This is a genomic window from Polaromonas sp. P1_E12, assembly GCF_056405975.1.
Genome location: NZ_JBFUBB010000001.1, coordinates 916,849 through 939,352, shown reverse-complemented (window position 1 = coordinate 939,352; position 22,504 = coordinate 916,849). Strand labels below are relative to the sequence as shown.

The 22,504-nt window shown below is 61.5% G+C and carries 21 protein-coding genes; 10 read left to right on the top strand and 11 right to left on the bottom strand.

Annotated elements, in window-relative coordinates:
• Nucleotides 1-52: 52 nt before the first annotated feature.
• On the bottom strand, nt 53-2,623 hold the full coding sequence (locus tag AC1D13_RS04635) for a PD-(D/E)XK nuclease family protein (protein ID WP_477689038.1): 2,571 nt from the start codon (nt 2,621-2,623) through the stop codon (nt 53-55).
• A 179-nt stretch (nt 2,624-2,802) separates the two neighbouring features.
• Here AC1D13_RS04635 and trxA point away from each other — a divergent pair, with 179 nt between their 5' ends.
• From trxA to AC1D13_RS04610, 5 genes are all read left to right on the top strand, one after another.
• Complete coding sequence (gene trxA / locus AC1D13_RS04630; protein ID WP_077594529.1) at nt 2,803-3,135, top strand: thioredoxin TrxA; 333 nt, start codon at nt 2,803-2,805, stop codon at nt 3,133-3,135.
• A gap of 244 nt (nt 3,136-3,379) precedes the next feature.
• Complete coding sequence (rho, locus tag AC1D13_RS04625) at nt 3,380-4,642, top strand: transcription termination factor Rho (RefSeq protein ID WP_348050341.1); 1,263 nt, start codon at nt 3,380-3,382, stop codon at nt 4,640-4,642.
• Nucleotides 4,643-4,921: 279 nt separating this feature from the next.
• Entirely contained in the window at nt 4,922-5,203 is a 282-nt protein-coding gene (locus AC1D13_RS04620) for a type B 50S ribosomal protein L31 (protein ID WP_457278651.1), read from the top strand.
• Between the two features lie 207 nt (nt 5,204-5,410).
• Entirely contained in the window at nt 5,411-7,162 is a 1,752-nt protein-coding gene (locus AC1D13_RS04615; protein WP_477667231.1) for a hypothetical protein, read from the top strand.
• Nucleotides 7,159-8,514, top strand: a complete 1,356-nt coding sequence (locus AC1D13_RS04610; RefSeq protein ID WP_477689037.1) for an MATE family efflux transporter — start codon at nt 7,159-7,161, stop codon at nt 8,512-8,514. Before AC1D13_RS04615 ends, AC1D13_RS04610 begins: the two co-directional genes overlap by 4 nt.
• Here AC1D13_RS04610 and phoR read toward each other — a convergent pair.
• The 7 genes from phoR to pstS form a co-directional block, all read right to left on the bottom strand.
• Nucleotides 8,502-9,857 carry a phosphate regulon sensor histidine kinase PhoR gene (gene phoR, locus AC1D13_RS04605; protein WP_477689036.1) on the bottom strand — a complete coding sequence of 452 codons (1,356 nt, stop codon included), beginning with the start codon at nt 9,855-9,857 and terminating at the stop codon, nt 8,502-8,504. The genes AC1D13_RS04610 and phoR overlap by 13 nt on opposite strands.
• Nucleotides 9,854-10,579, bottom strand: a complete 726-nt coding sequence (gene phoB / locus AC1D13_RS04600) for a phosphate regulon transcriptional regulator PhoB (protein ID WP_431096707.1) — start codon at nt 10,577-10,579, stop codon at nt 9,854-9,856. Before phoB ends, phoR begins: the two co-directional genes overlap by 4 nt.
• A 172-nt stretch (nt 10,580-10,751) precedes the next feature.
• Nucleotides 10,752-11,453, bottom strand: coding sequence for a phosphate signaling complex protein PhoU (gene phoU / locus AC1D13_RS04595; RefSeq protein WP_411879881.1), 702 nt, complete (start codon nt 11,451-11,453; stop codon nt 10,752-10,754).
• A 19-nt stretch (nt 11,454-11,472) separates the two neighbouring features.
• Nucleotides 11,473-12,252: a phosphate ABC transporter ATP-binding protein PstB gene (pstB, locus tag AC1D13_RS04590; RefSeq protein ID WP_457278655.1), complete on the bottom strand. Its 780-nt coding sequence runs from the start codon at nt 12,250-12,252 to the stop codon at nt 11,473-11,475.
• Between the two features lie 47 nt (nt 12,253-12,299).
• Nucleotides 12,300-13,160 carry a phosphate ABC transporter permease PstA gene (gene pstA, locus AC1D13_RS04585; RefSeq protein ID WP_457278656.1) on the bottom strand — a complete coding sequence of 287 codons (861 nt, stop codon included), beginning with the start codon at nt 13,158-13,160 and terminating at the stop codon, nt 12,300-12,302.
• Complete coding sequence (pstC, locus tag AC1D13_RS04580; protein ID WP_477667228.1) at nt 13,157-14,122, bottom strand: phosphate ABC transporter permease subunit PstC; 966 nt, start codon at nt 14,120-14,122, stop codon at nt 13,157-13,159. Before pstC ends, pstA begins: the two co-directional genes overlap by 4 nt.
• Before the next feature lie 117 nt (nt 14,123-14,239).
• On the bottom strand, nt 14,240-15,283 hold the full coding sequence (gene pstS, locus AC1D13_RS04575) for a phosphate ABC transporter substrate-binding protein PstS (RefSeq protein ID WP_457278658.1): 1,044 nt from the start codon (nt 15,281-15,283) through the stop codon (nt 14,240-14,242).
• 228 nt (nt 15,284-15,511) lie between these two features.
• On the opposite strand from pstS, the gene AC1D13_RS04570 reads away from it, so the two are divergent.
• The 5 genes from AC1D13_RS04570 (at nt 15,512) to AC1D13_RS04550 (ending at nt 19,717) form a co-directional block, all read left to right on the top strand.
• Complete coding sequence (locus AC1D13_RS04570; RefSeq protein ID WP_457278659.1) at nt 15,512-15,991, top strand: fasciclin domain-containing protein; 480 nt, start codon at nt 15,512-15,514, stop codon at nt 15,989-15,991.
• Between the two features lie 169 nt (nt 15,992-16,160).
• Nucleotides 16,161-17,090 carry an ABC transporter substrate-binding protein gene (locus AC1D13_RS04565; RefSeq protein WP_477689035.1) on the top strand — a complete coding sequence of 310 codons (930 nt, stop codon included), beginning with the start codon at nt 16,161-16,163 and terminating at the stop codon, nt 17,088-17,090.
• A 38-nt stretch (nt 17,091-17,128) separates the two neighbouring features.
• Nucleotides 17,129-17,299 (top strand): hypothetical protein, encoded by a 171-nt coding sequence (locus tag AC1D13_RS04560; protein WP_477689034.1) that lies wholly within the window; start codon nt 17,129-17,131, stop codon nt 17,297-17,299.
• Between the two features lie 324 nt (nt 17,300-17,623).
• Nucleotides 17,624-19,123 carry an exopolyphosphatase gene (ppx, locus tag AC1D13_RS04555; protein WP_477689033.1) on the top strand — a complete coding sequence of 500 codons (1,500 nt, stop codon included), beginning with the start codon at nt 17,624-17,626 and terminating at the stop codon, nt 19,121-19,123.
• Nucleotides 19,124-19,249: 126 nt separating this feature from the next.
• The gene (locus AC1D13_RS04550; protein WP_477689032.1) at nt 19,250-19,717 is read left to right on the top strand and encodes a hypothetical protein; all 468 of its coding nucleotides are present in this window, start codon (nt 19,250-19,252) and stop codon (nt 19,715-19,717) included.
• A gap of 59 nt (nt 19,718-19,776) precedes the next feature.
• Here AC1D13_RS04550 and AC1D13_RS04545 read toward each other — a convergent pair whose 3' ends face one another.
• The 3 genes from AC1D13_RS04545 to AC1D13_RS04535 all read right to left on the bottom strand — a co-directional run bounded on the left by AC1D13_RS04545 (nt 19,777) and on the right by AC1D13_RS04535 (nt 22,450).
• Entirely contained in the window at nt 19,777-20,241 is a 465-nt protein-coding gene (locus tag AC1D13_RS04545; RefSeq protein WP_457278663.1) for a YcxB family protein, read from the bottom strand.
• An 861-nt stretch (nt 20,242-21,102) separates the two neighbouring features.
• Nucleotides 21,103-21,627: an SLOG cluster 4 domain-containing protein gene (locus AC1D13_RS04540; RefSeq protein WP_477667224.1), complete on the bottom strand. Its 525-nt coding sequence runs from the start codon at nt 21,625-21,627 to the stop codon at nt 21,103-21,105.
• 79 nt (nt 21,628-21,706) lie between these two features.
• A complete protein-coding gene (locus AC1D13_RS04535) occupies nt 21,707-22,450 on the bottom strand; it encodes an AAA family ATPase (RefSeq protein ID WP_477667223.1) in 744 nt (247 codons plus the stop codon).
• Nucleotides 22,451-22,504 lie beyond the last annotated feature (54 nt).

Sequence of the window (22,504 nt, the reverse complement as noted above, 5' to 3'; positions counted from 1 at the left end):
AGCGGCCCCCCCGGGGGGCAGCGAACCACACGCGGTGGGGAGCGTGGGGGCTCTATTCATCTAGATTCCAGAAGTCTTTGCGGCACAACCCTCTGGCTGAACAGTAATCGCAAGCCTTGCCCTCCCCCAACGCCGGCAGCACCGCACCGCGCGAGATACGCGCCATGTCGGTCAGGATGCTGTCGATGAGCTCGTCGCGCAGGCCGACGATGTCGGGTTGTTCATAGGTTTTGGTCGGCTCTTTTTCGCCGAGGTTGACGTAGGCCGCGGCCAGCGTGTCGTCGCTCATCAGGGCGGCATAAAACGCCAGTTGCGTGTCTTCCTGGCCGTTCTTGATGCGTTCGGCCGTGGTCGTGCGCGGCTCGGTCTTGTAGTCGATCACCAGGGCGTGTCCGTCGGGCTGACGGTCCACGCGGTCCAGCTGGCCGAGCAGCGTGAGCGTGCCGACAGGCACTTCGCGCCAGACTTCGGCTTCGTCGAATACTGCGCCCGTGGCTTCGTGGTCGGCCAGCCATTTCAGGTAGCCCTCGCGCACGCCGGGCCAGGCCGCGGCAAAGGGCAAAAACTCGCTGTCGCTGAGCGCCAGCTCTTGCGTGGCGCGCTCGGCTGCCATGTTTAGCATAGCTACCCGCGCTGGTAAATCGGGGGTTGGCGCCGCTTTGAGGGCTTCATGAAAATGCCGCAACAGGCTGTGCAGCCAGTTGCCGAAGTCGCGCTTGCCCAGCTCGCTTTCGAGTTCTTCGGGCTCCTGAAGCCTAAGCTGACGCAGCGCAAAAAAGCGGTAGGGGCAACGCCGCAGATCTTCATACGCGCTGGCCGAAAGACGGGTGACGGGCAAGGCCTCACCGGTCGGAAAAGGATGCGGCGTCGGCTGGGTGGCCACGGCGCGCTGGCTGCGCGGGTCAATGGCCATGCTCTGCGCCGCGTCTTCATCGTGGTCCAGCAGCAACTCCTGCACAAAGCCGCTGGGAATCAGGTGCTCGCCCGATTCACTGGTGCGCCAGAGCACGTCGAGATGCGGCATTTGCAGGGCATAGTGCCAGGCCTGGCGTTGGGCGGCGGCCAGCACTTCCCGGGGCGGCAGGCCCAGCAGCTCGCGCTGGCCGGGCGTCCAGGGGCCGGCAGGTTCTGGTGACACGGGCAAGCGGATTTCATCGCAACCGGGCAACACCACGGCCTGCATGGGCCGGCCCAGCAGCTGCGGCAGCGGCAAGATGACCACCTGTTCTGCCGGCGGATGCACGGGGGAAAACTTGCCGCCCTCCAGCGCCTGGTTGGCCCACTGCGTGAAGTCATGCAGCCGCATCACTGGCGATGCCTCGAATTCGGTCTCTGCGCCTTCATGCAGGCGCAGCACGTCCAGCACCGTTTGCCCCGCTTCGTCCTGCGCCAGCGCGTCCCACTGCCCGGCCGATTGCAAAAGGGCACGCAGGTCGCGCAGCCACATCGCCAGCGGGCGGGCCCGGCCGAAAGGGCTGCGCAATGCGTTCACTTCGCGCGCCAACGGCCCTGTTGCGGCAAACGCGGGCGGCAAGATGGCTTCTTCCGCAAAGTCCGGCAGGTCGCGCCAGGCGCGCACGCCGGTCTTGCGCAGTTCGGTCTCGGCGGCGGTGACCAGCACGGCGTCAAACGCGGGTGCGTTTTTCAGCCAGTCCAGCACGGCATCCGTCGATGCATCCCAAGGCATGGCGCGCAGCAGGCTCATCAGGGCGGCAGCGGCGCGTGTGGTCGAAAGCTTCCAGCCGGTTTCATCGCGCATGGCGATGCCGCGCTCAGCCAGCATGGCGCCGACACGCCGTGTGAGCTGCCGGTCCTGCGCAATCAGCGCGACCGGGCTGCGGCCCTGCGCCAAGTGCGCCAGCACGCAGGCGGCGGCACGGCCGGCTTCGTCTTCAGCGTCTTGCGCAATGTGCAGCGCGGGTGGTGCCGATGGCCCTTCGAGTGAGATGCACAGCGGGATGGAAACCGACCGGTCGCCGAAGTGCGCCTTGAGGGCTTCGGTAAGCGGGTCGGCCTGAAAGCCTTCCAGCACGGCGAACAGCTGCGGTTTCGCCTGGAAAAGGCGGTCTGTGGGATAGGCGGACGCCGCCGCCCAGGCCAGCGCGATGCGCCCCACAGCAGCTTCGAGGGCCAGCACCGGCGAGTCCAGGCCGGCACCCAGCGTCAGCGCCAGCCGCTCGCTCCAGGCGCGGCGCGCGGCCGGCACGACGGCTGCGGCCACACCGGCCAGGCTCCAGGCCGCTTCAACCAGCCTGCCGGCCAGCGCATCCTGCTGGGCGCCCAAGCCGGCGCGGCCCAGCAGTGACGCGGCCGTCAGCATGTCGACCGCCACATCCATGCGCAAATCGTCGCCCGAGGGCACATAAAGGCCCAACGTGCCGCCCAGGCCGCTAGCCCAGTTCATGGTGGTTTCAAAGCGAGGAACAAAAAACGTCTCGCCCGCCTGCGCAGCCCAGGCACGGCGCGCCTGCTGGATCAGCTGGGCATAGGGCAGCAGCACCACGGCTTCTGCGGGATGGACGCCGCGCGCCTGCATTGCTTCTGCAAGCCGGCCCATGGCCTGATGCCAGCACAGCGCATCAGGCGCAGACCATGCGGCATCAGAGGTTGGGACGGGTGGCATACAGAGGTTGGGGAAAAGAGGTTGGCAAGAAAGAAATGAGGCCGGAAGCCGCAAATTGAATAATCTCTATCGGGGCCATAGCCCCCGCGCGCCCGACCCGGCCACTTGCTTTCTGCCACAATGACTACAACTTTAGCCGTACCGTATCGTAACCATCCTAACCAGACAAAGGAGCCGCCATGGCGAGCGAACTGATCAAACATACCACCGATGCCACCTTCGAAGCCGACGTGCTGCAAGCCTCCAAACCCGTGCTGGTGGACTACTGGGCTGAATGGTGCGGTCCGTGCAAGATGATCGCGCCGATTCTGGACGAAGTGGCCACGGGTTACGACGGCCGTCTGCAGATCGCCAAGATGAACGTCGACGAAAATCGCGACATCCCTGCCAAATTCGGCATCCGCGGCATCCCCACCCTGATGCTGTTCAAGGATGGCCAGCTTGCCGCCACCAAGGTCGGCGCCATGAGCAAGGCCCAGCTGACCGCCTTCATCGACCAGCAACTGGCCTGAGGTTTTTCGCGCTGGAAGGGAAGCACGGCGCACCGCCACTTCCCGGCCGGCGCAGGTCTCCCGGCCGCTGGCCGGACGCAGGAAAAATACCCTGATTTCCTGCATGAATTTCCTGTCATAATGTGCTTAATTCACCAGACGGCACTCGCCGCCTGGTTCGAGTTCCCGGTTTGTAAGCCATCTTCTGCGGCTTCTTTTCAAACCTCCCCCATTTCCATCAATGAACTCCGCAAGGAGTAACTCCATGCACTTAAACGAACTCAAGGCACTGCACGTGTCTGAAGTCCTCAAGCAGGCCGAAGCCCTTGAGATCGAAAACGTTGGCCGTATGCGCAAGCAGGAGCTGATGTTCGCCATCATCAAAAAACGTGCAAAAACCGGCGAGACCATCGTGGCCGACGGCGTGCTGGAAGTGCTGCCCGACGGTTTCGGTTTCCTCCGTGCTCCGGATTCAAGCTACACGGCCAGCACCGACGACATCTACATCAGCCCCAGCCAGATTCGCCGCTTCAACCTGCACACCGGCGACATGATTGAAGGCGAAGTGCGCACCCCCAAGGATGGCGAGCGCTACTTTGCCCTGAACAAGCTGGACAAGGTCAACGACGGCCTGCCCGAAGACAACAAGCACAAGGTCATGTTCGAGAACTTGACGCCGTTGTTCCCGCGCGAGCAGTTCAAGCTCGAACGCGACATCAAGGGCGAAGAGAACCTGACCAGCCGCATCATCGACATCGTCGCGCCTATCGGCAAGGGCCAGCGCGCCCTGCTGGTCGCGCCGCCCAAGTCCGGCAAGACCGTGATGATGCAGAACATCGCCCATGCCATCACCGCCAACTACCCTGAAGTGGTCATGATGGTGCTGCTGGTGGACGAGCGCCCTGAAGAAGTGACCGAAATGCAGCGCAGCGTGCGCGGCGAAGTGATCTCCTCCACTTTTGACGAACCCGCCGCGCGCCACGTGCATGTGGCCGAAATGGTGATCGAACGCGCCAAGCGCCTGGTCGAACTCGGCAAGGACGTGGTCATTTTGCTGGACTCCATCACCCGCCTGGCCCGCGCCTACAACAACGTGTTGCCTTCATCGGGCAAAGTGCTGACCGGTGGTGTGGACGCCAACGCACTGCAGCGCCCCAAGCGCTTCTTCGGTGCGGCCCGCAACATTGAGGAAGGCGGCAGCCTGACCATCATCGGCACCGCGCTGGTCGACACCGGCAGCCGCATGGACGAAGTGATCTTTGAAGAATTCAAGGGCACCGGCAACTGCGAAATCCACCTGGACCGCCGCCTGTACGAAAAGCGCGTGTTCCCGGCAATTCACCTCAACCGCAGCGGTACCCGCAAGGAAGAGCTGTTACTTGCACCCGAAATCCTCCAAAAATCGCGAATTTTGCGTCAATTCATGTACAACATGGATGAAATCGAGTCCATGGAGCTGATGCTCAAGAACATGAAAGCCACGAAGAACAACCACGAGTTCTTCGACATGATGCGGCGCGGCGGCTAAAGCCGCCACGCCAATTGTTGCCCCCACGGTCGCTCACTTCGTGTAGCTTCCTGCCCCCCGAGGGGGCCGCTGCGCCTGCGGCCTGGCAAAGCCGGTTCTGCGGCCCCGGCTGGGTTAAGACCAGTTCCTTACCTCCTCTTAGCTCTGTCTTGGACACAAAATCGCCTCTCAGAAGGCCAAAAGTGCGCTAAGTACTTGATTTCATGCCATAATGTGTGGCTTAGCGGAAAGTGCCCAGGACTGGCTTGGTGTGGCTCCCGCAACGAATAAGGAAAGATCATGAAAGAAGGCATTCACCCCAATTACCGCGAAGTTTGTTTCCTGGACCTGTCCAACAACTTCAAGTTCGTCACCCGCTCCTGCGTGAACACCAAAGAAATGGTGAAGATGGACGACGGTCGCGAACTGCCCCTGTACAAGCTCGATACGTCCAGCGAATCGCACCCTTTCTACACCGGCACGCAAAAATCCGTGGACAACATGGGTGGCCGCGTCGAGAAATTCCGCAACCGTTTCGGCAAGACCGCAGCCAAAGAGGCCGCGCCCGAAGCTGCGAAGTAAGCTGCCGGATAAGCTGCGAAAAACTTTCGCCAGCCTGCAAAAAAGCAGCCTGAATTTCAGGCTGCTTTTTTTTCGGCAAAATTTGCCAGGTCACGCGATGTACCTCAGCCTGGTTTGACGCAGAATCACCCGTAGCCAAGGCTGAACGACCCGACAGCAGCCGCCCCCTTTCGATCCCTCAGATCTATCTATCCGATCCCCTACGTTTTGAACAAACCGTCTCCTGCCATCATTGCCCAGTCCGCTGTGCGCCGCCTGCCGCGACTCGCATTGCTCCTGTTTTGCGCAGCCTATGCGCTGCCGGGTTTTCTGGGGCGCGGCCCCTGGAAAAACGAAGACATTGCTGCGTTTGGCGTGATGCGTGAACTCGCCTCCATGGCGGGCAACTGGCTGCGTCCACAGCTGCTGGGCCAGGTCACGGAGTTCGATGCACTGGCACCGTATTGGCTGGGTGCCATCGCCATCAAGGTTTTCCCTTTTCTGGATCCGGCATGGGCTGTGCGCATTCCATTTGTGGCGCTGCTGGTGCTGACTATGCTGGCGACGTGGTACGCCGTTTACTACCTGGCGCGTAGCCCGCAAGCCCAGCCCGTCGCCTTTGCTTTCGGCGGCGAGGCCAGTCCGGTCGACTATGCCCGGGCTATCGCCGATACCGCCCTGCTGGCGCTGATCGCCAGTCTTGGCCTGGCGCAGCTCTCCCATGAAACCACGCCGGCCCTGGCCCAGCTCGGCTTCACGGCGCTGGCCTTTTACGCCATGGCGGCAAGCCCCTACCGCCCGGCCACCAAGATCCTGGGGCCGGCATTCGGCCTGCTGGTCGGGCTTGCAGGGCTGGCCCTGAGCGGCGCGCCCACACTGGCACTTCTGATTGGCATGGGCGGAGCGTTGGTGGAATGGACCCACATGCGCTGGGGCACCGGCCAGTCCGACCCTGCGGCCAGGCAGCAGTCATGGCACTGGGTGCTGCTGATCACCGGCATCACGCTGCTGGTAGCGCTGTTGGCCTATGGGCTGAACCTGTGGCGCTGGAGGATTCACCTGCCCGGTGCGGACGGTCAATCGGCCTTGAAAGACTGGCGCAGCCTGGGACGCCTGCTGCTGTGGTTTACCTGGCCGGCCTGGCCGCTGGCGATGTGGACACTTTACCGCTGGCGCAGGCAACTGGCCAGCCGCCATGTCGCCTTGCCATTGTGGTTCGCCGCGATGGCCGTGGCCGCCACGCTGACGACCACAGCCTCGGACCGCAGCCTGCTGCTGAGCCTGCCGCCGCTGGCAGCGCTGGCAGCCTTCGCGCTCCCCACACTCAAACGCAGCGTGGCCTCGTTGATTGACTGGTTCACACTGCTGTTTTTCACCGGCTGCGGCATCATCATCTGGGTGGTCTGGATTGCCATGCAGACCGGCGTTCCGCGTCAACCCGCAGCCAACGTCGCCAAACTCGCACCGGGGTTTGAACCCAGCTTCTCGTGGCTGGCATTCCTGGCCGCACTGCTGGCCACCTTGGCCTGGGCCTGGCTCGTCAAATGGCGCGCCGGCGCGCAGCGTGCGGCCATCTGGAAATCGCTGGTACTGCCTGCCGGCGGCGCCACCCTGTGCTGGCTGCTGCTGATGACACTCTGGCTACCGCTGCTCGACTACGCCCGCAGCCTTGCGCCCCTGTCGCGCCAGATCGCAAATCTCGTCGACAAAAGCGCCTGCGTTGAGATTTACGGCGTAGGCAGTGCGCAGGCCGCCGCGCTGCAGTACCACGGCGGGCTCGAGCTCCGGCAAGCCGGAACGCAGGCAAGCTGCCCCTACCTGATTGTGGATGTCGAGGCGCAGCCAACGCTCAGCCGCGTCGTTAATTTGCCCGATTGGGCCTTCCAGGCGACAGTGCGCCGCCCCACGGACAAGACTGAAAACGTCCTGCTGTTCAAGCGAGTGGGGCTTCCCCGCCCGAATTCAAGAACCAGCCCTTGAGCGAACTCAAGATCATCAGCCAGCACGCGGGCACCGTGCTCGTCGGGCAACTGGCCGTCATGGCCTTCGGTGTGGCCGACACGGTGATTGCAGGCCGCTACAGCGACGAGGCCCTGGCCGCGCTGTCGGTAGGGTCGGCGCTTTACATCAGTGTTTACGTCGGCCTGATCGGCATTGTTCAGGCGCTACTGCCCATCTGGGCCGAAATGATGGGCGCGCGCCGCCATGAGGCGGTAGGTGCTTCGCTGCGCCAAAGCATGTACCTGTGCGGTTTTATCGTGGTGGCGGGCATGGCAGCCATGCTCTTCCCCGGCCCCCTGCTGCGCTGGGCACAAGTGCCTGAACTGATGCGCGACGAGGTGCAGCATTACCTGGCGGTGCTGGCCTTTGCGTTCGCACCATCCCTGCTGTTTCGCATCTACAGCACCTTCAACCAGGCACTGGGCAAGCCGCTGTTGGTCACCTGGCTGCAGGTCGGCGCCCTGCTGGTCAAGATCCCCCTGTCTATCTGGCTGGTGGCCGGCGGTGCCGGCGTAGAACCCATGGGCGCTGTCGGCTGCGCATGGGCCACGCTGATTGTGAACTACCTCCTGCTGGCGCTGGCCATCCTGATGCTGCGCACACAGACGCTGTACCAGCCCTATCGCATCTGGCAACGCATGGAACGGCCGGACTGGCTGCAAATAGGTCACTTCGCCAGGCTCGGCGTTCCCGGCGGCCTGGCTTATCTGGTGGAAGTGACGTCGTTCACGCTGATGGCACTCTTCATCGCCCGCCTCGGCACCGTGGCCTCCGCAAGCCACCAGATTGCATCCAGCGTGGCTGCGGTTCTCTACATGATGCCGCTGTCCATGGCCATCGCGTGCAGTGCCCGTGTCTCGTTCTGGATAGGCGCAGGACGCCCGGATTACGCAAAACGCGTGGTGCTGCTGGGGCTGAAGCTCACAGGGCTTGCGGCGCTGACACTCGCGGCCTTGGTTTCAATGGCCGGCCCCGTGCTGGCAAGCTGGTACTCCGGCAACCCGGAAATTGTCGCGCTGGCCTCCGCTTTGCTGGTGTGGGTTGCGTTCTATCACGTCGCCGATGCAACACAGGCCCTGACGGCCTTTTTGCTTCGCTGCTACCGCATCACCATTGCGCCGCTGGCCCTTTATGGCGTGCTGCTCTGGGGACTTGGGCTTCTGGGGGGTTATCGTCTGGCTTACGACGGCATTGCAAGCCAGGCCGCGACGCAGTCCGCCAGCAGTTTCTGGGCGGCCAGCACGCTCGCCATTGGCCTCGTTGCGGCATGTTTTCTGGCCCTGTTGTGGCATGCGGTCAGGCGTAGCCTGAAGGTGACTCAACCGGTTTGAGTCCGGCGAACCCGCACGACGGGAAAAATGATGGAAAAGCAGGAGCCGTGCCCCGGTTCACTTTGAATGTTGAGTTCGGCACCGTGACGCTGGGCGACATGTTTGACGATAGCGAGGCCGAGGCCGGTGCCCCCGGTTTCACGCGATCGGCTGCGGTCGATGCGATAAAAACGTTCCGTCAGGCGCGGCAGGTGCTCAGGCGCGATACCCGGCCCGCTGTCCTTGACCTTGAACTCACCACGCCCGTCCGCCAGCAGCGTCCAGCTGACGCGGACCAGACCTCCCTCGGGCGTGTAGCGCACAGCATTGGTCACCAGATTGGACATCGCGCTATAAAGCTCGGTCTGAACCCCGGCAATTTCGGTGCCTGGCCCCTGGTCAAATTCCAGCTGGTGGCCCTGCGGCGCAATCACCAACGACAAGGCCCTTGCCTCCTGCTCTGATTGGGCCATCAGCGCACTGACGGTCATCCAGTCATTGGCACCCGGAAACGGGCTGCCTTCCAGCCGCGACAGGGTCAGCAGGTCATTCACCAGCGTTTGCATGCGCTGCGACTGCTGCGACATCAGCGCCAGGTAGCGGGCCCGCTCCGGCTCCTTGAGCGGCAGCGTCTGCAGGGTTTCGATAAAACCCGACAAGACCGTCAGCGGCGTGCGGATCTCATGCGACACATTGGCCACGAAATCGCGACGCATGGCTTCTGCCAGCTCCACGGCGGTGATGTCCCGCGACAGCAGCAGCTTGCGGTTTTTGCCATAGGAATGTACATGCACCGACAGCTTCACCGGACGGGCCGGCGTGCTGAAGTTGCCGGGGATCACCACGTCGTGCGAGAAATCACCCGCTGCCATATAAGCTTTGAAGGCCGGGTCACGCACCAGGTTGGCGATGTGCTGCAGCACGTCGCGCTGGGCGTCAAAGCCGAAGTGCTGGCTGGCCATCTGGTTGCACCACTCGATACGGCCTTGCGCGTCGAGCAGCACCACGCCGCTCGGCGAGGCTTGCATGGCCGCCAGGAATTCATCGAGGCGCGCCTGGCTTTCCTGCAACTGTTGATCGCGATTCTTGAGCAGCCGGCGGGTCCGGTCCACGACCTCGCCCCATACACCGGGAAGGCTGGGGGCGCTGCCTGCCATCACGGCTGGCGCGTCGTTGTTCTGTTCGGTACGCAGCCAGCCCAACAGGCGGCCGATATAGACGCTGTCGATCACCAACCAGAGCATCGCCCCCACAGCCAAGCCTATGCCCAGTCCGAAGGTCAAGCCGTTTGCGGTGCGCGCCCAAAAGCCCAAACCGCCGCCGGCAAGCATGCAGGCAGCGAAAATAATCCAGCGGTTGATCATGCGCTGGATTGTGCCGCAGCAACCGGGTTGTTGGCGGCCATCGCCGTCAGCCGGTAACCGGCGCCGCGCACGGTTTCCACCATGGTGCCCGCTGCGCCCAAGGCCTCACGCAGGCGCTTGACGTGGACGTCAACGGTGCGCTCTTCAATGAACACGTGGTCGCCCCACACCTTGTCGAGCAGGGAACTGCGGCTGTGCACGCGTTCGGCGTGTTTCATCAGGTAATGCAGCAGCTTGAACTCGGTCGGGCCCAGCTTGAGCTCCTGGCCCAGGTAAGAGATGCGGTGCGTGGCGGCGTCCAGGACCAGCCCGCCCACCGTCACGCTGTCGTTCACCGATTCGGGCGCGCGGCGGCGCAGCACGGCGCGTATGCGCGCCAGAAGTTCCTGGGTAGAAAACGGCTTGGTGATGTAGTCGTCGGCGCCGGCATCCAGTCCGGCCACCTTGTCGGGTTCGTCACCGCGTGCCGTCAACATGAGTATGGGAATGCTCTTGGTACGCGCCTGCTTGCGCCAGTGGCGGGCCAGCGCCAGGCCGCTTTGCCCCGGCAGCATCCAGTCGAGCAGGATGGCATCGGGCAACACAGCGTCGAGTTCGCGCTGGGCCGACACACTGTCTTCCGCCACCACGGGGTCAAAGCCGCCATGCCGCAGGTTGACGGCAATCAGCTCGGCAATGGCCGGCTCGTCTTCAACAATCAATATGCGTGGCAGGTGTTTCATGATGAATATTCGTTCAAAGGCAAAGACACCGAAGCGCCCATGCGGAAAATCCCCCCGACAGTTGCAAGCTCTTCATACCAGCAGGGGCCGCGGGACTGGCTTCGCCAGACCGCAGGCGCAGCGGCCCCCTCGGGGGGGGCAGCGAAGTACACGAAGTGACGAGCGTGGGGGCTCATTTCACGGCGGATTCGATTTGTTCCATAGGAGTGTGCCGCACGTCGGCGCCCTTGACGATGTAGATGATGAATTCTGCGATGTTCTTGGCATGGTCGCCCACGCGCTCGATGGCCTTGGCCACAAACAGCAAATCCAGGCTCGGCGAAATCGTGCGGGGGTCTTCCATCATGTAGGTGATGAGCTTGCGTACAAAACCGTCGAATTCCTGGTCGATCTGGTCGTCTTCCTTGAGGATGGAAACCGCGACCGCGGTGTCCAGCCGGGCAAAAGCGTCCAGTGCCTTGCGCAGCAGGCCGGAGGCGAGCTCCGCCGCGATGCGCAGGTCGGACGAAGGCAGGGCCCGGGCCGAACCGCTTTCGATGATGGACTTGACCATGCGGGCAATCTTCTCGGCCTCGTCACCGGCACGCTCAAGGTTGGCCGTGGTCTTGGAAATCGCAATCAGCAGGCGCAGGTCGCGAGCCGTGGGCTGGCGCCGTGCAATGATGGACGACAGCTCGCGGTCGATGTCGATCTCCATCGCGTTGACGCGCGATTCGGTTTCGATCACCTGGTTGGCGCTTTCGGCGCTGAACTGGGACAGCGCATAGATAGCCAGGCGAATCTGCGATTCGACCAGGCCGCCGAGCTCCATGACGCGCGAGGACACGCCATTGAGTTCGCTGTCAAACTGGGTCGATAGGTGTTTATCAGGCATGTGTGCTCCCTAATCCGTATCAGCCGAAACGGCCGGTGATGTAGTCTTCGGTTTCTTTACGTTTTGGCTTGAAGAACAAGTCTTCGGTTGCGCCAAACTCAACCAGGTCGCCCAGGTACATATAGGCGGTGTAATCACTGCAGCGGGCAGCCTGCTGCATGTTGTGCGTCACGATGACCACCGTGTATTCGTTCTTGAGCTCGGCAATCAGTTCTTCCACCTTGGCGGTGGAAATAGGGTCCAGCGCGGAACAGGGCTCGTCCAGCAGCAATACTTCAGGCTTGATGGCGATGCCGCGGGCAATGCACAGGCGTTGCTGCTGGCCGCCCGAGAGGCTGGAGCCGCTCTGGTTCAGCTTGTCCTTGACTTCCGTCCACAGCGCGGCCTTGCGCAGGGCCCATTCAACGCGTTCATCCATATCCGAGGCGTTCAGGCTTTCGAACAACTTCACGCCGAAGGCGATGTTGTCGTAGATCGACATCGGGAACGGCGTCGGCTTCTGGAATACCATGCCGACCTTGGAGCGGATCAATGCCACGTCTTTTTTGGACGTCAGCAGGTTCTCGCCGTCGAACATGATTTCACCTTCGGCGCGCTGCTCGGGATAGAGCTCATACATGCGGTTGAAAATGCGCAGAAGCGTGGACTTGCCGCAGCCCGAGGGGCCGATGAAAGCAGTGACCTTCTTCTCGGGAATTTCCAGGTTGATGCTTTTGAGGGCGTGGAACTTGCCGTAATAGAAGTCGAGGTTCTTGACCGAAATTTTCGATTGTTCGCGTGATGCAGTAGGGGTATCCATCTGTGACCTTGTTGTGTTGTGTGGTCTAAAGGAAAGGCGTCAGCCTGTCAGTTTTTGGCGCGTGTCAGCACGCGCGCCAGGATGTTCAGGCCAAGCACGGCCATGGTGATCAGGAACACGCCTGCCCATGCCAGCTGCTGCCAGTTCTCATAAGGGCTCAGCGCAAACTTGAAGATCGTCACGGGCAGGCTGGCCATGGGCTGGCTCAGGTCAGACGTCCAGAACTGGTTGTTCAGCGCGGTGAAGAGCAACGGCGCTGTTTCACCGGCAATCCGCGCCACGGCCAGCAGAATGCCGGTCGTCACGCCGGCGCGTGCGGCGCGCAGCGTGATGCTGGTGATCACCTTCCACTTCGGCGCACCCAGGGCGTAAGCCGCTTCACGCAGGCCCGGCGGCACCAGCTGCAGCATGTTTTCCGTCGTGCGAATCACCACGGGAATAACGATCAGCGCCAGCGCCAGGACACCGGCCCAGCCCGAATAGGACTTGAACTGCGACACGACGACCGTGTAGACAAACAAGCCGATCACGATGGACGGCGCGGACAGCAGGATGTCGTTGACAAAGCGCGTCACAGACGCCAGCATGCCCTTGGTGTTGTACTCGGCCAGGTAGATGCCCGCCATGATGCCGATCGGCGTGCCCACAAACGTGGCCAGCAGCACCATGAGGAAGGAGCCGTAAATCGCGTTGGCGATACCGCCCTCTTCATTGGGTGCCGGCGTCATCTGCGTCAGCGTGGCCAGCGAAAGCCCGCCCACGCCCAGGCGTATGGTTTCCCACAAAATCCATGCCAGCCAGAACAGGCCGAAGGACATGGCCGCCAGGGAGAGGACCAACGCGATCCGGTTGACCCGCTTGCGGCTGGCGAACTTGGCCAGGCGCGCGTCGTGTGCCGCGGTACTCATGTTTTCACCCCTTCACTCTTTCGCAGTTGGGCCAGCAGCAGCTTGGACAGCGACAGCACGACAAACGTGATGAAGAACAGCACCAGGCCCAGGTAGATCAGCGCCGCCTGGTGCAGGCCCTCGCCGGCTTCAGCGAACTCGTTGGCCAGTGCCGACGTGATGCTGTTGGCGGCCTGAAAGAGGCTCAGCGAATCGAGCTGGTTGAAATTGCCGATGACGAAGGTCACCGCCATGGTTTCGCCCAGTGCACGGCCCAGGCCCAGCATGATGCCGCCCACCACACCGGCTTTGGTGTAGGGAAGCACGACCTTGGAGACAACTTCCCAGGTGGTGGAGCCCAGCCCATAGGCGGACTCCTTGAGCAGCACCGGCGTGACCTCGAACACGTCCCGCATCACCGAGGCGATGAAAGGAATGATCATGATCGCCAGGATGATGCCGGCCGACAAAATACCGATGCCCACAGGAGGGCCAGACACCAGCGCGCCCAGGTAAGGCACGCCGCTCAGCATGCTTTGCAGCGGCTGCTGCACGTAGGTGGCCAGGATGGGGCCGAACACCAGCAGGCCCCACATGCCGTAGACGATGGACGGCACGGCGGCGAGCAGCTCGATGGCGGTGCCCAGCGGCCTTTTGAGCCATGCGGGCGACAACTCGGTCAGGAACAGCGCAATGCCGAAGCTCACCGGCACCGCGATGAGCAGTGCGATCAGTGACGTGGCAATGGTGCCGTAAATCATGACCAGCCCGCCGTACTCGCCCTTGACAGGGTCCCAGACGCTGCTCGTCAGGAAGCCGAGGCCGTATTTGCTGATCGCCGGCCATGCCCCGATGACGAGGGAAACCAGGATACCGGCCAGCAGGGCCAGTGTCAGCCAGGCCGCGCCCTGCGCAGCCCAGCCGAAAAGCCGGTCTGCCAGGGGGCTTCTGCGCACAGTGCTGCCAGGAGGAGGATTGGTCATAGCGCGTCCGGTCGCTTTTGCCGGGTGGTCAAAAGCGGCCCGGCTAGCCGGAAGTGTAGAGGACACGTGAGAAACCCCTATGGTGTGTAACGACTGGGAAAAATCAGCTGGCTGTGCTTACTTGTAGGCAACCGTCTTGCCCGATGCGTCCTTGATGTCGCCCCAGGCTTTTTCGATGATGGTCTTCACAGCGGCTGGCATGGGCACGTAGTCCAGGTCGTCGGCGGTTTTGTCGCCGTTTTTGTAAGCCCACTCAAAGAACTTGAGCGAAGCGGCGGCCTGGGCAGGCTTGTCCTGGACTTTCTGCATCAGGATGAAAGTGGCGCCGGTGATGGGCCACGAATCCTTGCCGGGCTGCTCGGTCAGGATCTGGTAGAAGCTCTTGGACCATTCGGCACCCGCTGCAGCAGCCTTGAAGGCGCCATCTTCCGGCGACACGAAATTGCCGGCCGCATTCTTCAGCTGGGCAAAGGTCATCTTGTTCTGCTTGACGTAAGCGTATTCCACGTAGCCGATCGAGTTGGGCAGACGACCGACGAATGCCGCCACACCTTCATTGCCCTTGCCGCCTGCGCCCACTGGCCAGTTCACTGCGGTGCCCTCGCCCACTTTGGACTTCCACTCGGCATTCACCTTGCTCAGGTAATTGGTGAAGATAAAGCTGGTGCCGGAGCCGTCGGCACGGCGAACCGGTGCGATGGCGGCGTCAGGCAGGGGCAGCGTGGGGTTCAGGGCCTTGATGGCCGGATCGGTCCACTTGGTGATCTTGCCGAGGTAGATGTCGCCCAGCACCTGGCCGCTCAGCTTGAGCTGACCGGGGGTGATGCCCTTGATATTGACCACAGGAATGACGCCGCCGATCACCGTGGGGAATTGCATCAGGCCTTTTTTGGCCAGTTCTTCGTCTTTCAGGGGCGCATCGGAAGCGCCGAAATCGACGGTTTTGGCTTCAATCTGGCGCAAACCGGCGCCGGAACCCACCGACTGGTAATTGATCTTGACGCTGGTAGCCTTGTTGTAATCAGCGGCCCACTTGGAATACAGGGGGGCGGGGAAGCTGGCGCCGGCGCCTGTCACGTCCTGGGCTGCAGCCAGCGTGGCGAACGACGCGAGGGCAACGCCCATCACAGTAGTCAGGGAAGCTTTGAAAGTCAGGTTCATCAGAACACCTCTTGGGTTGGGATTGGTCGAAACTGGTTGGGATTGATCGGAAAGATGCGTCGACTGTAGGAATCTTGTGTGACAAGGATGTGACAAATATGACAGCCTCCCGGCGGGCTGCCGTCCCTCTATAGCGTCACAAAACCTTCAAATTACCGTCACGAATCTGTCACCGGGTTCTCCTACCCTTGGCCTCGTCTTAATCAGGATTAATCAGGAGAATCTTTCATGTTGAACCGCCGCTTTCTGGTCCTCGCCACCGCCGTTGCCGCCCTCGCCGGCTGCGCCACCACCTCCACCCCGGTGTCCGTGGCAGACACGATTGCCACCCAATCGCAGCTCAGCACCCTCAATGGCCTGGTAGCCAAAGCCGGGCTGACCGACACACTCAAGGGCACCGGCCCCTACACCGTGTTCGCGCCCACCAACGCGGCCTTCGCCAAAGTGCCAGCCAAAACCATGGACGAGCTCGCCAAAGACCCGGCCAAGCTCAAGGCGGTTCTGGCCTACCACCTCATTCCCGGCAAGGTAATGGCTGCCGACGTCAAAAACGGCAACGCCAAAACCGTCAATGGCGCCAATGTGGCGCTCTCCAAGGCCGGAGAATTCGTCACCATCGAGGACGCCATGGTCCAGACCGCCGACATTTCCGCCACCAATGGCGTCGTTCACATTGTGGACAGCGTGCTGATCCCACCCGCCAAGTAAGCCCACGGGTGCTGGAACGGGTCAAGCCGGAAGGTTTGACCCGTTTTTTATTGAATTTGTGCAATTTCGTGTTCCATCCCTTATGGAGCCAGCGCAAGCAGCTATTGTTTTAATAGCAATCCATGCACCGCGAGCCACCTCGCACCGGGGAACATCCATGCCAGCTCAAATGCCTTTACCTTTAGTCAGTCGCCGCCGGCTGCTGCGTCGCGCCGGCCTGGTCGCCGCAGCAATTACAAGCCCGGCCTGGGCTCAGCCCGGCAAGGGCGCCTCATCGCGCAGCGTTGTCGTGGCCCAGCCGGTTGATTTTTCCCAGGCGCAGCAGGATGTGTCCAAGGACTTCCTGATCGGCTCACGCGCCGCCTGGCAGGACATCAACTTGCGCGGCGGCGTCCGCGGCAGGCAGGTCCAGCACCTGGCGCTGGAAACGGACGGCACCCCCGCAAGCCTGCGCACGGCACTGGACTCGGTCAAGGACAACCCCCTCTGCATGGTGCTTTCCGGCAGTGTCGGCGACCAGGTTGCCAGCCAGATCGTGGCGCTGTCCCGCCAGGGCGGGCTGGGCATCCCCCACGCCGCCCCGTGGCTGCAAAACTCCAGCCTCGAAATCGACGACAAGACCTTTCCCATCTTCGCCGCGCGCCAGGAACAGATTGCCTATGCGCTCAAGAGCCTTTCGACCATGGGCCTCAAGGAGCTGGGTGCGATTTACGCCACAGCACAGGACCATGCCGCCTATCACACGGACGTCGAGCGCATCGCCCTGGACATGCAACTGAAGCTGCAGCCCTTCAAGGCAACAGACGACCTGCGTGCACTGGGTCAGAAACTCACGCCCCGTACACCCGCCGTGCTGCTTTTTGTGGGCGGAACGCCGGAGCTCGCCGAATTCACCCAGGGCCTGGAAAAGCAGGCTCGCCAGCGCTATGTCGTGGCATTGGCCGATGTGAACCTGCAAACCATGCTGCAGATGGGCGCGGCGCGCAACACGCCGGTCATCGCCACCCAGCCGGTGCCCCTGGTCAACGCCAGCCTTCCGGTGGTCAGAAGCTACCGTGAACGCTTTCGCGCCTCTTCGACGAGCCGCCCACGCCGCTGAGCCTGGCAGGATTCATTGCAGCACGCTACACCTACGAAGTGCTCAATGACGTCGATGGCCCCTTGAACCGCCAGAGCGTTCTTGCCGCCTTCCAGCGCCGCACAAAGTTCGACGTCGGCGGATTCAGCATCAGCTTCAACCCCCAGCGCAGAAGCGGCACCTACGTCACGCAAAGCATGATGACGGTCGATGGCCGATTGATCGGCTAGGCAGGGCCTGTGAACACTGTGTTTGCAAATACGGATGGGGTGAAAACGGCGCCACTCCGCGTTGCACTCCTCACCCAGACTCCCGGTCTGGGATTCGTCACGCGCCTTGATTGGCGCCGTTTTGACCCCATTCCCTCCGGGTTGCGATCAAAAAGGCCCTGCGCGGCGTTGCAAAGCCTTGACGGGGTTCACCCCGCCTGCGTTTTACGCCTTGCTCATGGCCTTTTTTGACTCGCAACGCATCTTGCAAACACAATGTTCACAGGCCCAGAAATGCTGATGCGAGTCCCGCGCGAATGCTATGGCAAGCCCTTAAACTCAGGTATGCAAAATGGAACGCTGCTCGCCGCTGTAGACCTCGGGTCCAACAGCTTTCGACTGGAAATCGGCCGCTTTGATGCCGGCCAGATTCACCGCACCGAATACCTCAAGGAAACCGTTCGCCAGGGCAACGGGCTGGATGCCGACCGCAACCTGACCCCGGAAGCCATGCAGCGAGGCTGGGACTGCCTGGCGCGCTTCGGCGAACGGCTGGCCGGTTTCAAGAAGTACCAGGTCCGCGCCGTCGCCACGCAGACCCTGCGCGAAGCGCGCAACCGCGAGGAATTCCTGGCGCGCGCCCACAAGATCCTCGGTTTTGCCATCGACGTCATCCCGGGCCGTGAAGAAGCCCGCCTCATTTACCAGGGCGTTGCTCACCTCCTGCCGCAGTCCGATGAACGCCGGCTGGTGGTGGACATAGGCGGGCGCTCCACCGAAATGATCCTCGGCAAGGGGCTGGACGCGCGCACCATGGAGTCCTACCGTGTCGGCAGCGTGGCATGGTCCATGAAGTATTTCCCCGACGGGCAGTTCACCCCACGTGCTTTCCAGACAGCGGAGGTCGCCGCCAAGGCAGTTCTCGACGAAGCCGTCAACATCTACCGCGCCGATGCGTGGGACACCGCCTATGGGTCTTCCGGCACGATTGGCGCCGTCAGCGACGTACTGACAGCTTCGGGCTGGCCCGCGGGTATGGTCACGCAAGAAGGCCTCGACTGGTTGCTGGACCGGCTGCTCAAGGCGCAAAGCGCCGACCGGCTCAAGCTCGACGGCATGAAGGACGACCGTCGCGCCGTCATAGGCGGCGGTGTGAGCGTGCTGAGGGCCGTGTTCGACCTGCTGGGCATCGCGCAAATGGAAGCCGCACAAGGCGCCTTGCGCCACGGTGTGCTCTATGACCTGGTGGACCGTGAGCAGGATTTGACCGATTTGCGCTCCACCACCGTGCAGCGCCTGGCCAGCAAATTCAATACCGACAACGCACAGGCCCAGCGCGTCAGCAAAGTCGCCAGGCAGTTGTTCGCAATGGCCAGTGCCGGCATGCCTCGCGCAGAGTCGGAGCGCTTCCAGCGCAAGCTGGAATGGGCCGCAGAGCTGCACGAGATCGGCAGCCAGATCTCGCACAGCGACTATCACAAGCATGGCGCCTACATCCTGGACAACGCCGACGCGCCGGGTTTTGCCCTGCCCGAACTGCATCGCCTGAGCCTTCTGGTGCTGGGCCACCGCGGCAAGCTGCGCAAGCTTGAAGTCAATTTCGAAGACCGCGTGTTCATCCAGCAACTGCTGTGCCTGCGCCTGGCCGTCATCCTCTGCCATGCCCGGCGCGACCCTGACCTGAAAGGCCTTCAGCTTGAGAGCAGCGCTGAACCCGGAAAGATTTTTGTACTGAACTGCCGCCCCGGCTGGGCGCAGGCCTTCCCGCAATCGGCCCATCTGCTGCAGGAAGAAGTTCTGGCGTGGCAAAAAACGCCGTGGACGCTGGTTGTGCCCGGCCCCTGAGCCGTTCCTTTCGCCCCGCTTCGCATGAGCACGGCCATCGCCGGGTTGTGGCTTGACCATTTTTGATGAAACCGTATAAACTGTATATACGGTTTATTTGACCGCACCCCAAAAAAGGATCAATCCATGGCTACCAGCAAAAAAGCAACTGCAAAACCCGCCGCACCGGCACCTACCGCGCCCAAGGCACCCGTGAAAACCGCCGCCAAGCCCACCCCGAAAAAGGCGTCCCCCGCCAAGGCCCCGACCGGCAAAGGCACGGTCAAGAAAGCCATCGTGAAAAAGGCCGGCGCCAAAAAGCCTGCGGCCAAACCGCAGGCCACCGCTAAGCCTGCCAAGCCCGCCAAAGCCGCAAAGCTGGAAAAGACCAAAAAGCCAAAATTGGTGCGCGACAGCTTCACCATTCCGAAAGCCGAATACGTGGTGTTGGACGACCTCAAGCAGCGCGCCGCCAAGCTCACCCGCCCCGCCAAGAAAAGCGAACTGCTGCGCGCAGGCATCAAGTTGCTAGCCAGCATTTCCGATGCGGCTTTCCTGACCGCGCTCGAGCAGGTTCCCGCCATCAAGACCGGCCGGCCCACGCTCGGCTCTTAAGCTATACCGAGGAATCTTCCCGCGCTCGCAAGAGCGCGGAGTTTTGCGCTTGTGTCCGGCTAGGCACTACTTGTCGCACCGCGCTGAAGCTCGGATAAAAACTCGGCCTCATGGGCCGGAGACCTGAAACAGCGACGAGGGATGATGTGAAACGACCCGCTTCGCATCTCGATGAACGCGAAGGCTCTTGTTTTGTTCGCCCCTCGTATTCCGCTCCATCTTGCCAAGGTTTCATTGACCGCAGTCCTCTCCGTCAGCCCGTCTGCCGTCAGCGCATATTCGTGCTCGCCAAGCACACCATCGCCGTCCTTTAATCCATTCCGAATGCGCAGTAGCGTGAAGACGATAGAGACAGCAACTGAGAGTAACGAGCCCAGGGATGCAGAGATCGCAAGTACGAGCACTTCGACTGGCTCTTGCGGAAGGCCTTTCGCAACCACCATGACGCCACCCACAACAACCGTCCAGAGCACCCAAGCCTTCAGCAAAGGACCTCGACGCGTCAAACGTGCAAAAACGGCCATGGTGATGTCCCTCTTCGCAAGATTCGTGTGGACGGAATGCATTTCTGGAGCGCCTAACGTTTGACATGAGGGGCGTCCAAGAGCGATAGCTCTTGGACGCCCCTCTCGATGGAAGGGTTAGGCCTCGGCATGAAGACAGAACTGACTTTCATTGCTTTTCCTCGATTGGCGCCGACTGAGAACTTGGGGGAGGGCGCTACTTCCAGATCAGGTGGCTCTCTAGTAGCTGCTCAAGCTCTTTGAATGGCAAGGTAAGGATGCGATGGTTTCTCGCAATCGACGGCTGCTAGGTCTCTTGGTCGTCAGGGTCCTCTTTTGAACTTCGTGGTGGTACACGGGCATCTGCAGATAGATACCTTTCTAGTGCAGGGCCGAAAAGTGGATAGAGAGCCCAGTAAACCAGGACTGGAGCAACCAATAGGCCGACTAGGAAGGGGGCAACACCGCCTCCTACAAGGCCGAGGAACATGCCTGGCGGCCCCCAAAAGGAGAGTGTTATCAAGACTGAAAGACCAAGGCGACCGACAACTTTGGCAAGCAGCCTATTTGTTGACGGTTCAGACTTCTGAACTGCAAGTGATGTGATCCAGATTGCACCGGCGCCTAGTACTAGCGAAGGCCAGTTAACGAATACGAATTTCAGAAAATCGCGCACAGAGGCCTAACGTAATGTATGCCGCAAAACCTGCGGTATAACCTGGCGCTTGCGATCTGGTCTATACATTCAAAACTCCTGCAGTCCGCTCGCATTCCGGGTTTCAAGGAAGAATACTGCAAATTCATGCAGTTATAAAAACGCCATGAAACCGCGCAGTTCTCCCTTGCAATCTGCCCTCCCGCTTGTCGAACCAGTTCCCCAAGTCAATCCTCATTTTTGACCAACCCAAGACTGCGGAGATTTGCCTCCAGCTCGGCGATGGTGCTCCACGGCAGGATCCGGGAGTTCGCCCGATCGTCTGGAGGGTTGGACGGCAGTTCATCAGACCACCCGCCGCAGCCGACCAGGGGAAGCAAAGGCCGCTTGTGCAGCCAGGCCAGGTGAACCTCGGATTTGGTGCCTGCGCGACCACCGATGACGATGCAGGCATCGCCGGCAAGCGCCATCAAGAGATTGCGTGCATCTCCCATGCCACAGGGGAGCACCACCGTGGCGGGCCAATCCGGCTCGGGCATCTGGTCTGGCGGCACTATGCTGAGCACCAGGCCGTTAGCCTGAATTGCGCGCTCCGCAGCAACTCGGGTTGCGGGACTGCCGCACCCGCTTACAACGGTAATGCCCAGTTTAGCGAGCGCTTCACCAGCTTGCCCGGCAAGCTCGTAGGCGCGAGAACCCGGCTCAGCGCTGCCGAGTAAACAGACTTGGGGCTTTCGATGAGAAACGATCATGGCAGGGGCGAGTTTACGATCTCACGTTTAACAGGAACCACGTGCCAGGCTTGCCAGTGCACGCAGCTCGACGGAATGGTCAGGTGTCTACGTCATTTTGAAGCAGTTGCTCGAGACGCCTTGGATAGTTGTTGAGAAAGTCCCGGGTGACAGCAAAGTGCTCTGTGTCTTCGAACGAGACCTCACTGACTCCCGACCCGTCGAACTGAATGATCTTCGCGTTTGGATAGGAAAGAAGTATCGGAGAGTGCGTTGCAATGATGAACTGCGAGTGATCCTCTACAAGCTGGTGAATGGCACTGAGTGCGGCGAGTTGGCGGCTGGGCGACAGAGCCGCTTCTGGCTCATCCAGGAGGTAGATGCCGTTGCCGCGTAGCTTGTTCAAAAGCACCGCCATGAAGGATTCACCGTGAGACTGCGTGTGCAAGGACTTGCCGCCGTAGCCTTCCAGGTAACCAGTTTCATCCATATAGCTCGCGACATTGAAGAAGCTTTCGGCGCGAAGGAAATACTCATCACGAGGTTTTGGAACACCGCGAGCCAGACGCAAGCAGTCGTGAAGTGCGGATAGTGAGCCTGCAGAGTGAAAGCGCACATTCTTTGTGCCGCCTTCAGCTCCGAAGCCAAGAGCAACTGCGATGCCTTCCATGACGGTCGACTTCCCCGACCCGTTCTCTCCGACAAAGAAGGTCACGTTTGGATGGAAGTCGATGTTGGCAATCTCGCGTACAGCGGGAATGCTGAACGGATAGGACTCGTAGTCAACAACCGCGTCTGGACGAATTGCCGCGTGAAGCAGGTAGGGCTTGGTGCGCTTGGTCATGCGAGCTGGACACCTAACGTTTGACTTGTGCGGCGTGCCGAAGGCGCGTTCGCT